The sequence below is a fragment of the Comamonas odontotermitis genome (assembly GCF_014207855.1).
GTDB lineage: Bacteria > Pseudomonadota > Gammaproteobacteria > Burkholderiales > Burkholderiaceae_C > Comamonas > Comamonas odontotermitis_A.
Genome location: NZ_JACHKZ010000051.1, coordinates 1 through 10,859 on the forward strand (window position 1 = coordinate 1; position 10,859 = coordinate 10,859).

General features: G+C 53.2%; 20 protein-coding genes. 18 read left to right on the forward strand and 2 right to left on the reverse strand.

The features are described 5' to 3' along the window. The first annotated feature begins 136 nt into the window (after positions 1-136). The 6 genes from HNP33_RS20440 (at position 137) to HNP33_RS20465 (ending at position 5,559) form a co-directional block, all read left to right on the forward strand. Positions 137-622: a hypothetical protein gene (locus HNP33_RS20440; RefSeq protein ID WP_221452158.1), complete on the forward strand. Its 486-nt coding sequence runs from the start codon at positions 137-139 to the stop codon at positions 620-622. Positions 623-625: 3 nt separating this feature from the next. Beyond that, positions 626-895 carry a hypothetical protein gene (locus HNP33_RS20445; RefSeq protein ID WP_184711703.1) on the forward strand — a complete coding sequence of 90 codons (270 nt, stop codon included), beginning with the start codon at positions 626-628 and terminating at the stop codon, positions 893-895. 877 nt (positions 896-1,772) lie between these two features. Then, positions 1,773-2,585 (forward strand): KilA-N domain-containing protein, encoded by an 813-nt coding sequence (locus tag HNP33_RS20450; protein ID WP_184711704.1) that lies wholly within the window; start codon positions 1,773-1,775, stop codon positions 2,583-2,585. Positions 2,586-3,715: 1,130 nt separating this feature from the next. Then, positions 3,716-4,006: a hypothetical protein gene (locus HNP33_RS20455; protein ID WP_184711705.1), complete on the forward strand. Its 291-nt coding sequence runs from the start codon at positions 3,716-3,718 to the stop codon at positions 4,004-4,006. A 3-nt stretch (positions 4,007-4,009) separates the two neighbouring features. Next, positions 4,010-4,279: a hypothetical protein gene (locus HNP33_RS20460; protein ID WP_184711706.1), complete on the forward strand. Its 270-nt coding sequence runs from the start codon at positions 4,010-4,012 to the stop codon at positions 4,277-4,279. A gap of 911 nt (positions 4,280-5,190) precedes the next feature. Further along, complete coding sequence (locus HNP33_RS20465; RefSeq protein WP_184749503.1) at positions 5,191-5,559, forward strand: hypothetical protein; 369 nt, start codon at positions 5,191-5,193, stop codon at positions 5,557-5,559. A 74-nt stretch (positions 5,560-5,633) separates the two neighbouring features. Here HNP33_RS20465 and HNP33_RS20470 read toward each other — a convergent pair whose 3' ends face one another. Then, positions 5,634-5,843: a YegP family protein gene (locus tag HNP33_RS20470; RefSeq protein ID WP_221452159.1), complete on the reverse strand. Its 210-nt coding sequence runs from the start codon at positions 5,841-5,843 to the stop codon at positions 5,634-5,636. On the opposite strand from HNP33_RS20470, the gene HNP33_RS20475 reads away from it, so the two are divergent. The 3 genes from HNP33_RS20475 to HNP33_RS20485 all read left to right on the forward strand — a co-directional run bounded on the left by HNP33_RS20475 (position 5,842) and on the right by HNP33_RS20485 (position 7,182). Beyond that, entirely contained in the window at positions 5,842-6,036 is a 195-nt protein-coding gene (locus tag HNP33_RS20475) for a hypothetical protein (RefSeq protein ID WP_184711709.1), read from the forward strand. The genes HNP33_RS20470 and HNP33_RS20475 overlap by 2 nt on opposite strands. Positions 6,037-6,096: 60 nt before the next feature. Next, complete coding sequence (locus HNP33_RS20480; protein WP_184711710.1) at positions 6,097-6,390, forward strand: hypothetical protein; 294 nt, start codon at positions 6,097-6,099, stop codon at positions 6,388-6,390. A 447-nt stretch (positions 6,391-6,837) separates the two neighbouring features. After that, positions 6,838-7,182, forward strand: a complete 345-nt coding sequence (locus tag HNP33_RS20485) for a hypothetical protein (RefSeq protein ID WP_184711711.1) — start codon at positions 6,838-6,840, stop codon at positions 7,180-7,182. On the opposite strand, the gene HNP33_RS20490 is transcribed toward HNP33_RS20485, so the two are convergent. Then, the gene (locus HNP33_RS20490; RefSeq protein WP_184749505.1) at positions 7,183-7,419 is read right to left on the reverse strand and encodes a hypothetical protein; all 237 of its coding nucleotides are present in this window, start codon (positions 7,417-7,419) and stop codon (positions 7,183-7,185) included. A gap of 55 nt (positions 7,420-7,474) precedes the next feature. Between HNP33_RS20490 and HNP33_RS20495 the strand changes: the two genes are divergently transcribed. The 9 genes from HNP33_RS20495 (at position 7,475) to HNP33_RS20525 (ending at position 10,770) form a co-directional block, all read left to right on the forward strand. Then, positions 7,475-7,732: a hypothetical protein gene (locus HNP33_RS20495; RefSeq protein ID WP_184711713.1), complete on the forward strand. Its 258-nt coding sequence runs from the start codon at positions 7,475-7,477 to the stop codon at positions 7,730-7,732. Next, positions 7,722-8,084: a hypothetical protein gene (locus tag HNP33_RS20500; RefSeq protein WP_184711714.1), complete on the forward strand. Its 363-nt coding sequence runs from the start codon at positions 7,722-7,724 to the stop codon at positions 8,082-8,084. Before HNP33_RS20495 ends, HNP33_RS20500 begins: the two co-directional genes overlap by 11 nt. 1 nt (position 8,085) lies before the next feature. Continuing rightward, positions 8,086-8,379, forward strand: a complete 294-nt coding sequence (locus HNP33_RS20505) for a hypothetical protein (RefSeq protein ID WP_184711715.1) — start codon at positions 8,086-8,088, stop codon at positions 8,377-8,379. Beyond that, positions 8,376-8,507 (forward strand): hypothetical protein, encoded by a 132-nt coding sequence (locus tag HNP33_RS21245; protein ID WP_267906736.1) that lies wholly within the window; start codon positions 8,376-8,378, stop codon positions 8,505-8,507. Before HNP33_RS20505 ends, HNP33_RS21245 begins: the two co-directional genes overlap by 4 nt. A 17-nt stretch (positions 8,508-8,524) precedes the next feature. Further along, on the forward strand, positions 8,525-8,656 hold the full coding sequence (locus HNP33_RS21250; RefSeq protein ID WP_267906737.1) for a hypothetical protein: 132 nt from the start codon (positions 8,525-8,527) through the stop codon (positions 8,654-8,656). Positions 8,657-8,939: 283 nt separating this feature from the next. Next, positions 8,940-9,158, forward strand: coding sequence for a hypothetical protein (locus tag HNP33_RS20510; protein WP_184711716.1), 219 nt, complete (start codon positions 8,940-8,942; stop codon positions 9,156-9,158). 23 nt (positions 9,159-9,181) lie between these two features. Then, on the forward strand, positions 9,182-9,832 hold the full coding sequence (locus tag HNP33_RS20515; protein ID WP_184711717.1) for an ATP-binding protein: 651 nt from the start codon (positions 9,182-9,184) through the stop codon (positions 9,830-9,832). Positions 9,833-9,877: 45 nt separating this feature from the next. Next, the gene (locus tag HNP33_RS20520; protein WP_184711718.1) at positions 9,878-10,549 is read left to right on the forward strand and encodes a hypothetical protein; all 672 of its coding nucleotides are present in this window, start codon (positions 9,878-9,880) and stop codon (positions 10,547-10,549) included. Between the two features lie 8 nt (positions 10,550-10,557). Beyond that, on the forward strand, positions 10,558-10,770 hold the full coding sequence (locus HNP33_RS20525; protein WP_184711719.1) for a hypothetical protein: 213 nt from the start codon (positions 10,558-10,560) through the stop codon (positions 10,768-10,770). Positions 10,771-10,859 lie beyond the last annotated feature (89 nt).

The following is a 10,859-nucleotide window of genomic DNA, read 5'->3' on the forward strand; positions in this document are numbered from 1 at the left end:
CCAGTTTGTGGTGCGGTACTTGCGCCGACCCCAGTTCGTCTCACTCATCATCCGAGCCTACTACCGCTGCGGCCCGGATTTGTGCAACAAAGCCGATTGAACCGATAGAATTCTGCTTTTTGTTACGAGAAAAAGCATGAAGAAGTTTTTGGTAGGGGTAACTTGCGCTGGATTGGCTCTGTCTGGCTGCTCAACAGCATCTAAAGATATTGCGGCGTCCTATGTATCGCCCATGCAATACAACACGTACGATTGCGACCAGATCACGGCAGAAAATGCACGGCTTGCGGGGAAGGTGACTCAGTTGGGCGGGCGCCTGGATGAGGCAGCGTCTAACGACAAGGCGATCACTGGTGTCGGAATCGTTTTGTTCTGGCCAGCCCTCTTCGCCCTCGGCGGAACCAAGCAGCAAGAAGCTGAGTATGCAAAGCTGAAGGGCGAACACGACGCATTGCAGCAAGCCGCCATCCAGAAGAAATGCAATCTTGGCACTCCCACACTGGAAGCCAAGAAACCAGTAGAAGCAACTGTCAGCAAGGTTGCTGAGGCGCAGCCAACGCCAACTGTTACATCACCTGCACCAGCGGAAGCGGCTCCAGCTCCTGAGACGGCCAAGCAGTAACCCATGCTCCCCACCCTCCGCATAGAGAAGATAGACCAAGGCGAGTACCACGGTAGGATCTTGGATGGCCGGGAGCTGCTTGGGGAGGTGTGGCAGCCCACTATTGCTGATGTGATTGGAGAGGCTGCCAGGCACTACCAACCAGCACCAAAGGCGTTCAATGTGTACTACGGGCCTGTGAGTGTAGGCACGACACTACGAGAAGCCATGCTCTATGACGCTGAGACGCTGGCTCAGAGGTTGGTGAGGCTGGAGGTCAATCTAGCCTCTTAAATAAAGAAAGCCCGTGCGACTGGAGTTTCGCAAGGGCTTTCAGGTGAATCATTGGTTTGCACTCAAGGACTCGGCAAAAATGATACAGCCTTCACAAATTGACTGCAAGCCCCAGAAACGCCCTCACCACAAATGGCCTGGAAGAACAAAAATATCTGGAAAGTGCTCTTGAGCTGGCCCAGCTACATCAAGGCGGCGTTTGTGGCCCTGGTGATGCTCTGGGCGGGGCTGTTCTGCGCGCTTAGGCTGGGGTGGTTTTGAGGATGTGCGGTGGATAGCAGGATCTCAGTGACGAACTGTCAAGGCTGGATGACTAGCATCCAACCACAAAAGGAGCCACCATGAGTGGCTCTTTGATGTTCGGTTCATGTTCCTGCTGCAGCCAAAAGTCAAGAAGTCCAGCCTCTGCAATGCGAACTCGCAAATCACAATATGAAAATTTGGCTGTATAGATGCTCAGCCTGTTCAGATTTCCAGTAGTTTGTGCACGCGCTTAAAATTTACTCAGTAAATTCTTTAAAATATTCATTCCAGCTAAGTCCGGTGAAAAGCCATACTTTTTTCACTTATCCACAGACTTGTGTACAAATTTATTCCATCAACTTAACCACATTTTTCTGTGTACGGACTCTGCTATGATTGTGCTCGTGTCTTTGGATGCCTGTTCAGCGCCCAAGATGCAACGAACAAAGAAAAACGGCCATCCATTTCTGGATAGCCGATCACTTTGAGCAAACAAGCGCAGTTGCGTGGATCCCTGACAAGAACCGCTTCTGCTTTCTTATGCAGCCTTGAAGTATACAGGGTTGAGCACTGCCGTGCATCAACTTTTGTGTAAAACAGAGCTGCATGGCAACCTATGCGTTAAGGAAACGCCATGCCAGACCATCAGTACTCCCTAGCCCTGATTTCTCATCAGGTTCAGAACTCTATCGTGGAGCAGCGCGCTTCCGATGGGTACATCAATGCCACCGCAATGTGCAAGGCGGCTGGAAAGAAATTCGGCCATTATCGTGAAAACGATGGCACAGAAGACTTCATGGAGGCGCTGTCAGCGGATGTCGGAATTCCGATATCTAAACTAATTCAAGTACTTAGGGGTGCAAATGTGACCCAAGGAACCTGGATACATCCTCAGGTAGCGATTCATCTGGCCCAGTGGCTATCGCCCCAATTCGCCGTACAAGTATCCAAGTGGGTATTCGACTGGATGAGTGGCAAAGGAGTAGCAACTAAACTCCCCTACCACCTGGAGCGCCACTTGCTCAACCAGAACAAAATTCCACTCGGATCCTTCTCTGTACTGCAGGAAATGACCAACTTTCTGGTTGGGCCAATGGAGGCGAATGGCTACAGGCTGCCAGAGAAGTGTATGCCAGATATCTCGCATGCCAAATTGTTGTGCAAGCACCTGCGCGATGAATACGGCGTAGATACTGATGCCCTGGGGAAATACACGCATACGTTCCCAGATGGCCGTGAAGTGCAAGCCAACTTGTACCCAGTTGAATATCTAGGGGCGTTCCGTCGATTGATGGCAGAGGTGTGGATGCCGCGACATGCTGCAATCTATTTCAAAGCCAGGGATCCTGCTGCGCTACCTGCTCTGGACAAGATTCTGCAACTGAACGCGCCCAAAGAAAAACAGGCCATTCCAGCAAATAAGCCTCGATTTAAGCGCTCAGCGTAAGCTCCTTAGCCACTTTCTCAGCCCGCCTAGCGCGGATTTTTCTCGCACTCTGTAAGTCTATTTGCTGAAGGCTACCACCAGGTGGCTTTTCTTTTGCCTACGTCTTGACCTTGACCCAGAGCAAAGCGCTATCCCCACTCCTGCCCTACCATCACTTTGCCTCTGGGAGCGGAGGCACCCTGTGCTTTAAGTACTTGGCCCGCGCTATGCGGGCCTTTTTTCGCTCCGGTGGAGCAAAGAATCGTAATTGCCTTACACGCAGCTTACAATAGTTGAACAATCAATGATTTATTGTCGATATATTTGACTTATGATTGCTTCGCTTCGAGAGGGAGAGAGAAGAGGCACATCTTCACGAGTCCAAGACTGAGCCCGCATTGAGTGGGTTCCTTTTTTGTCACAACCGCCTAGACGGCAGCGAATTCACCTCTTCAACTTACATTTGCTTTTACAATTGAGGTTGAATTGCATATCATTTGCAACTATCATCCAACTGCTTCAGAGAGGTGAGATGGAGAAGCACATTGGAGAAAACCACGTTATAGCCCGCATGAAGCGGGCTTTTTTTCGCCTATTGGTTGCGCGGAAGTGACAAACAAAAACCCAAGACACATAGCTTCACGCTACTATTGTGTCAGTGATTTTTGCCGAGTTCGTGCTCTCCTCCCTCCCTCTCTCTTGGCTTGCACGACGCCCTAACTTTAGGATCGGCTTTTTCTTGTGACCTTTGCCACCCTAGCGGTGGCATTTTTTTGCCCTGCCTGTACCATCGGGTCATGGATGCAATCGAACAGCTAGAACCAATCACTGCCGCCAAGCGCATGGCAGAGATCCGTGTCGCTTGGCGAATTGCAGGAAGGTTTGACCAAATGGGACACCCCGTATTCGCAGGCCTGTGGCATCCAGACAATGCATATAACCGCTGCATGCTTGAGACTCTCGTAGAAGTGGGCAATGAGGTTTACGGGGCCGGATCGCATTGGCTCGAAGAGCGTGAAGCCTAGATTTCGCTGGCTAACAACACAACCGCCTCTGGGCGGTTTTTTGTTGGATGGCACAAAAATAACTGTACAAATAAACAGTGCTTTGGCACACTTCCACTGTATTCCCAACCAGTACAGGAGTGTGTCATGGAAGCCATCATCAGCGTGCAACTGCAAGACTGCCCATCTAGCATTGAAGCACAACACCAGCGCCAGGCAGAGGCCCGTTTCGAGCGCGAGCTGCGCAAGTCCTTTCCCAATGACGAGGCCCTGAAACGCGCATTCAAGCTGTTCAGCGATGCATCAGAAGGCGGAACCATCTCCAAGGCAGAAGAGAAGGTAGCCGCCACCTGGAAGACCGCCTACGACAAGGCGCGTCAGGCAGGCTTTCGAGACATCGCGGTCGAGGAGGCTTACTTTGAGGTGAAGGTGGGGTAATCCATGTCAACGACTAAGGAGGAAATCTTCGCCCAGATGAGGGCTCCTGATCTTGAGTTGCCGAAAATTCGAGATGTTGGCCTTGCCTATGCGACATGGCTATCAAAGGTCTACGACCTCTTACCCCCTGAGCACCAAAAGAACGCCATTCTGCTGGGTGCTGTCGTCAATGCTCGTAGCTCTCGACTCATGCCAGTACTGAAGATGGAGCAGATCGATGACTGGCTTGAGTACTGCAAGAAGGTGTACGGGAAGCGAGCTACTGCAGCTTAAAGCCCCACCGGACTTCACAACGCCCACCCTCAGTGGTGGGCTTTTTCGTGGGTGTGTTGGTGACGGTCATGAGGGATTGTAGCTAATTTTGGAAATTTATTAGCTACTCCTATTGACAAGACAATTAGCTAGTCCTAATATTCACCCATCGCAGCAACAACCGCGAAACGACCGAAGGGGTAGCGATCCGGCCCCTGAACCGACTCGATGCAAGAGGAAGGTCTAGCTCCAGTGGAGCGCAGCTAGTTGCAGAACGCGATGGGTGTGAAGTGATCGAGCTAGCGCCCTACCTCCTTAAAAGTTTGCGCAGAGAATCGATTGGCTGGGGTGGTCTTGATGCTTCAGCAGGAGGCAGAGCGGTTGCCCGCCCTGCTCCGTACTAGGTCACATCGTCAGTAGGTAGATGACAAAGCAAATTGCAGTGATGCACTTAGCTATGTCGATCTTGACGATCACCTTCACTTGGGTCTTCATGGTTGATACCTTGAAAGCCCTGTGGCCACAGGACGGTTAATCCTGCTGAGTATTTGTAGCGCGCCCTTGCTAGCGCGGCAGCTATGCCTTCCTAGGATGCTTCGCTGCATCGGCCTCGCGGGCTCTTTCATCTTGTCAGCATCACGCGGCCAAGGTTTCCGAGTCGGCGTCACCTTAAGCGCCTTGCGTTGGCGCAGCGGGAGTTCGCAGCTCCCGTAACAAGTATCGCAGATAGACCACCCCACCCAATCAGTTCTCTGGCGCTATCGAAGGATGAACGGCGACTAAGAATCGCCCTGCCCCTGTGCACCCCGGCAGACCAAAAGGGAGCGCTCAAGCCGATGTACTACCGGGAACGCGAGCGCAAGCAAGGGAGCTGGAAAGATGCCAGCCCGCCCCGAGGGTCGCAACTCGGGTGAGAAATCAAGAGGGCTTTCATGTTGAGAGCCCTGCTGATTTCTGGGAGCGAAGACATGGAGCTAATCGAGGCAATTACGTTGTGCGTTGATGAGTCCCGCATCTTGTGTGGAGGCCATGAGGATGGCTGCCCAAGATGTGAAGCCGCAGATATGGTCATAAAGGCGTTTGGCATCGACGACTCGATGCTCACGCCAATCACTGCGGAGCACACACCAGCGGCATCACTGTCCAACTATCGAAAGAAGTTAGAGCCGCACTTGGTGCACCTTATTGCGGGATTGCGACACCATCAAGTCAAAGAAGCGGTGGCACTTTTACTTGATTACATAGACACTAAGAGTCAAACGATGCCAACCTCCACCGGCATGAAATCCAAAGACCAATAAGTCCACCGAGCAATCGGCGCTCCCCTCTGGGCGACATCAGAGGGAAATCACAAGAGCGCGTGCCGAATTTGGTGTCAACGTTTTCGAAGCTTGTCGTAGCTGTCATCACCAATGACAACTGCGGCAGCGCCTTCAAGCTTCATTATTTGGACTGAGTTTTCGCAATCGGCGAGGTTGTGATAGCTCTCCGAACTCACTGAGATCGTCTTGCCGTTCCTGGCATTGAACTTCCACCGCCACTGGCTGGCGTTGTCTTTGTAGATATAGAAATAGGAAACTGACATGACAAACCCCATTCCTCAAGTTGTTCAAGTTTCGAAAACAACATTCTGTGCCCGAACCGATGGACACGTCGAGATATTGAAGGCAGATCAACCTTCGGTGCTTGTCCCGATTGACGACATCCTGAACTTTGCACACCTCATCCAAGAGGTGCGGGAATCAGCCAGCGATGCGCTGCCGCAGGCGGAGCGCTAACCCCCAAGCGCCCTATTCAGGGCGTTTTCAATTTATGCGCACAGGCGCGGAAGGATGAAGATGGAAGCGAAGCACACGCCGGGGCCGTGGGTATGGTCCGACGTTCCGGGAGCAGGAATACAAATCAGAGGCCCTTACCAAGGTGAAACTCGCCTTTTGTTCCAAGACATTTGGCGGAAGTTCCCGGACGCGAAGTGGGATGCAGAAATGAAAAAAAATGCTCAACTTGCTGCCATGGCGCCAGAGATCCTGGAGGCACTGATTGCCCTCCATGCAGTTGCATCTATTGACCGCGATAAGGAGTACAGCGCAGTGACCAATGCGGCCGCGATTATCGCCAAGGCAACCACATAAGCAACCCAAAAGCATCATTTCAGATGATTTGATACTTTGGGTACTCATATCCTCGACAGAGGGCCATCATGAAAGAGCGCGGTAGAGCAAAACTGCAACCGGGCGCGGGAAAAGGTAATCCGAGATACCTCCGCCGACATACGCCAACCGGGTGATCCGCTCTTTTTCTTGATGGTGAAGGCGCAGTTGCGATGCGCGAGTGTCTAGGGAACTGGAAGCGGCCACAGCGGGACACCGCCCACGGCAAAGAAGGTTCCGGCCTTCCATCAAAAACCGGGAAACAGGCAACCCCCAGCCAAACGACGTGTGTATCAACCTTGGCGGGCACACGCGGGGATCGGGCCCACAACACGCGGAAGCAAGCCGGACAAGCAACCGGCCACCATCTTCATTCATAGATGTTGCCAACCCTGGCAAATCTATTCACAAACACTCCCAGGAACCGCCATGACCGATTTGGACTACTGGAAAGAATGCATCAGCATCGCCGCCGACGAATGCGAGCTGGCCCTGACACATGAGCAACTGACCTACCTCGCGGATTCGGTTTCAGGCGGCCATGAGAACTACGGCATGGCGTTCTATTCACCACCTGCCAGCGAACGCATGGATGAAATTGAGCGAGGATGGAAAGCAAAGCTCAAGGCGCTACAAGATGAGCATGATCGTTATGTGAACAACGCCGAAACCGCCATCAAGCAGGCCCTGCACGTTCATCGCGATGACCATGTGACCATCGGCGCCTATGGCGAAGTGCTTCGGCATGCCGGACGCACCGAGCAAATTCAGTAGTCAACCACAAACACACTCCAGCACTACCACGCTGGATTCGCCACCTCCGGGTGGCTTTTTTATGCCTGAAAGGCGCTTATGAGCAAGGTACTTCGAGGCGACCGCAACCAGTGCCAAGGCTGCAAGCGCTTCTTCAACAGCACTGCTGCCTTTGACAAACACCGCACTGGAGAACACGGCAAAGACCGCCGTTGCATGACAGAACAGGAAATGACCGGCAAGGGCATGTTTTTGCATGAAGACGGTTTTTGGCGTGGTTCACGGATGACCAATCAAGTATGGGGAGAAGCCAATGAATGACTTGTCCAACCACTACGCACTGAGCCGTGCTCAGGCCCGATGGGATGGCATGGAGCCTGACTACGACGACAGACCAGACCCAGTATTAGAAGCCAGAGATGAGCGTATCCGAGTTCTTGAGAACAACGTCGAACTGCTGATCTATGAGCTTCGAGAGGCGGCTGAGCGGTTGAACAGGAACTATCCATGTGCTGGGAATCGATTCATCAAGACATGCAACCAGATCGAGGGGATTGAAGATGACGAGTGAGAAGCAGTCCTACCTGGGCGAACAACAGGTGCAAGCACTCAACGAAAAGCACGGGTATTTCGAATACGGCGATGCACAAGGTGATGTGAGCGCGGCATTTGCAAATGAGGCTGTCGCTGCATACCTGCGCGTGAATGAAGAAGCTCAAGCAGTCATGGCTGAGTGCGGCCTGATCCCTCGGGAGCTGCTGGAGGGGTATAGGGAGTTACGGGAGGCGCTGAACTCAGTGCTCCTGCACTTCCCAACAGATGGCGAAATGCAAGACGCATCTTATGCACCGGCGGGCATAGCTTTCGCCTGCGCCGCGTACGACGAGGCCCGCGCCGCCCTCGCCAAACACAAGGAGGTGTGAGATGGAAGAAATCAACACAGGCGGTCCGGCATTCGGCCAGGTTGTCGAATTGCGATGCGTGCGAGTTGACCCATGCGGGGCCGAAGAGTACGAGCCAGCACTGGCACAAGGCGGCATGACCATGCGCGACTACTTTGCCAGCAAAGCACTGCAGGGGATGCTTGCAAACGCTGGTGGCCCAATCCAAGCGAACGGAATTAGTGGATGGGCGCTTGTCAATGCAACACATGATCAGGTCGCAGCAGAAGCTTACGCCTGGGCGAATGCAATGCTCAAAGCCAGGGAGGCCAAATGAAACGCTACTCCATCTCGATCAACGACACCAAGCACGAAGGCCTGTTCGCAGACGACTGGCAAGCCTGGAGCTTCGTCCTCTCCCAAGACGACGGTCAACCAATGAAAGTGAGGGTCAAGCAGCTATGAACTACCCAATGCTCACCATGCCCAACCGCCCTCTTTGCCCACTGCCAGGACAGAAGGCCAACCGCTACACCCCTGCGGTATCAACTGACATCCGCAAGACATTCGACAAGTACCGGCGCCTACAAGCGCTGCAGGAGAAGAAATCATGAATCCAACCTCTTACGCATGGGTTTACAGCCTTATGCATGCAGGATGTGTGTATCCAACAAGGGCTGATGCCGACAGGGCTAGAGCCCAGGCATTTAAAGAACAGATGGCGCTTGAGCTGCAGACGCTTTGTCGCTCGCAGCGTCGCGCGGCCCGCAAAGGAACCCCGAAAGCAGAGGCCAAGCCTTGAGAACCATCTTCCACACCTTTCTCTGGAGCGCCATCACGGCGCTTTCTTTTTGTGCGGCCGCTGTATATGCGGGCGCGATTGTTTAAGGACGCGCTATGCAAACAAGCCCTCGCAAGAAGCAATTGCCCGGCCGCGTAGAAGCGCTGAGCCTGGTGCTCAAACAGGGCGTGAAGAACAGCAGCCCTGCGCTAAAGCAATTGGCTGGGATGTATGTCCGCCACCAACCTTTGCGCCGACCACTGCTCAAAACATTCACCTTCTCCAGCGGAATTGACCGACTGACTTCTGCAGAGCGCGCAGCACTGCCTTTCTAACCAAGCACCCCCAAGGAAACACCATGTCCATAGCGACCATGATTCTCGGCAACTCAGGTAGCGGCAAATCCACCAGCCTGCGCAATCTTGACCCGGCATCCACCCTACTGATCCAGTGCATTAACAAGCCTTTGCCGTTTCGCGCAAGTGACTGGAGGCCTTGCACCAAGGCAACTCCAGAGGGGAATGTTGTTCGCACCGATAAGCCAGACGTGATCTTGAAAGTGCTTCAAGGCAGCACCCAGGACATCGTGGTAATTGATGACTACCAGGCGGTGCTGATCAATGAACTGATCAGTCGAAGTGCTGAGCGCGGCTATGACAAGTTCACTGACATTGCCAAGAATGCATGGGAGGTGTTCCAGGCCGCTGGGCGACTGGCGGATCACCGCCGCGTGTACATCCTCACGCACACGCAGACCGATGAGGCTGGGCAGATCCGCATGAAGACCGTAGGCAAGATGGTGGACAGCATGATCGTGCCAGAAGGCTATTTCACCATCGTTCTGCGCACAGAGGTGATCAACAGCCAGTACCTATTTGCCACCCAGTCCAATGGTCAGGACTGCTGCAAGTCTCCCATGGGCATGTTTGCGGATCAGCACATCCCCAATGATCTAGCCGAGGTGGACAAGCAGATATGCGAGTTCTACGGCCTCACAGCAACCGCCTAACAGGGCGGTTTTTTAATCCCAAGAGCAACCAAGCAAGGAAACACCATGTACAAGATCGACGCAAATGCAGCCCGCGAGGCAGAGAATTTCAGCAGCTTTCTGACCGAAACCGGAAAGTACAAAGGAAAGTTCATTCGAGCCGAGAAGTTGGTCAGTACCAACAAGGGAACACACGGCGTGGGCTTCACTTTCGAGTCCGACTCGAAGCAAACCACTCGCTTTGACATCTGGACAATGAATGCCCAGAACGAGCACCTGATGGGATTCAAGACCATCAATGCAATCATGGCTTGCATGAAGATCAAGGAAGTCACTGTGGCTCAAGGTGAAGTTGAGCGCTTCGACTACGAAACCAAGCAAACCCTCAAGGAATCTGCCGAGGTATTTCCAGAACTGGTAAATCGGCCCATTGGCTTGGTTCTGCAAAAGACCGAGTACGAAAAGATGCGCGATGGTCGCAAGACAGGCGAAACTGGTTGGCGTCTGGAGCTGACAGCTCCATTTGAAGCCGCAACCGAGTTCACTGCTGCCGAGATCATGGATCGCGCCAAGCAACCCAAGAAACTGGCGACTATCATGTCCAACATTGCAGATCGGCCCTTGAGGAATCGACCCGCTCCGCAGTCCAGCCAAGGTAACCATGGCTACAGCGAACCACCCGCAGGCCACCCAGCGAACGGCGGATTTAACTCGCCAGAAGATGACTTGCCATTCTGAGATTGCTCATGTTGCCAGACACGAGCGACACAGAAAAGATGGCGCTGATTGGAAGGCAGACGGTGTTGCGTAAAGCCAAGCGTGAAGCACTGCAAGAGCTACGCGACACCGTTGTTCCAATGCTGAACACGGGCGAAGACTCAAGCAACATCAGGGCTCTATTGCTGCCGATCATTGATCGCGTAGAGGCCTGTAATCGGGCACTGGCAGACCTCAGCTGACCAAAAGAACCCGCGTCCCATCCTTGGCAACTAGCGCATTGCTCTCTCCGACTACGAGCTTGACGCCGTGGAACTCGTGGAAGTCATTG

Coding starts and splice junctions, on each gene's coding strand:
- HNP33_RS20440 (WP_221452158.1), top strand. CDS start 137: ATGAAGAAGTTTTTGGTAGGGGTAACTTGCGCTGGATTGGCTCTGTCT.
- HNP33_RS20445 (WP_184711703.1), top strand. CDS start 626: ATGCTCCCCACCCTCCGCATAGAGAAGATAGACCAAGGCGAGTACCAC.
- HNP33_RS20450 (WP_184711704.1), top strand. CDS start 1,773: ATGCCAGACCATCAGTACTCCCTAGCCCTGATTTCTCATCAGGTTCAG.
- HNP33_RS20455 (WP_184711705.1), top strand. CDS start 3,716: ATGGAAGCCATCATCAGCGTGCAACTGCAAGACTGCCCATCTAGCATT.
- HNP33_RS20460 (WP_184711706.1), top strand. CDS start 4,010: ATGTCAACGACTAAGGAGGAAATCTTCGCCCAGATGAGGGCTCCTGAT.
- HNP33_RS20465 (WP_184749503.1), top strand. CDS start 5,191: ATGTTGAGAGCCCTGCTGATTTCTGGGAGCGAAGACATGGAGCTAATC.
- HNP33_RS20475 (WP_184711709.1), top strand. CDS start 5,842: ATGACAAACCCCATTCCTCAAGTTGTTCAAGTTTCGAAAACAACATTC.
- HNP33_RS20470 (WP_221452159.1), bottom strand. CDS start 5,843: ATGTCAGTTTCCTATTTCTATATCTACAAAGACAACGCCAGCCAGTGG.
- HNP33_RS20480 (WP_184711710.1), top strand. CDS start 6,097: ATGGAAGCGAAGCACACGCCGGGGCCGTGGGTATGGTCCGACGTTCCG.
- HNP33_RS20485 (WP_184711711.1), top strand. CDS start 6,838: ATGACCGATTTGGACTACTGGAAAGAATGCATCAGCATCGCCGCCGAC.
- HNP33_RS20490 (WP_184749505.1), bottom strand. CDS start 7,419: ATGCAAAAACATGCCCTTGCCGGTCATTTCCTGTTCTGTCATGCAACG.
- HNP33_RS20495 (WP_184711713.1), top strand. CDS start 7,475: ATGAATGACTTGTCCAACCACTACGCACTGAGCCGTGCTCAGGCCCGA.
- HNP33_RS20500 (WP_184711714.1), top strand. CDS start 7,722: ATGACGAGTGAGAAGCAGTCCTACCTGGGCGAACAACAGGTGCAAGCA.
- HNP33_RS20505 (WP_184711715.1), top strand. CDS start 8,086: ATGGAAGAAATCAACACAGGCGGTCCGGCATTCGGCCAGGTTGTCGAA.
- HNP33_RS21245 (WP_267906736.1), top strand. CDS start 8,376: ATGAAACGCTACTCCATCTCGATCAACGACACCAAGCACGAAGGCCTG.
- HNP33_RS21250 (WP_267906737.1), top strand. CDS start 8,525: ATGCCCAACCGCCCTCTTTGCCCACTGCCAGGACAGAAGGCCAACCGC.
- HNP33_RS20510 (WP_184711716.1), top strand. CDS start 8,940: ATGCAAACAAGCCCTCGCAAGAAGCAATTGCCCGGCCGCGTAGAAGCG.
- HNP33_RS20515 (WP_184711717.1), top strand. CDS start 9,182: ATGTCCATAGCGACCATGATTCTCGGCAACTCAGGTAGCGGCAAATCC.
- HNP33_RS20520 (WP_184711718.1), top strand. CDS start 9,878: ATGTACAAGATCGACGCAAATGCAGCCCGCGAGGCAGAGAATTTCAGC.
- HNP33_RS20525 (WP_184711719.1), top strand. CDS start 10,558: ATGTTGCCAGACACGAGCGACACAGAAAAGATGGCGCTGATTGGAAGG.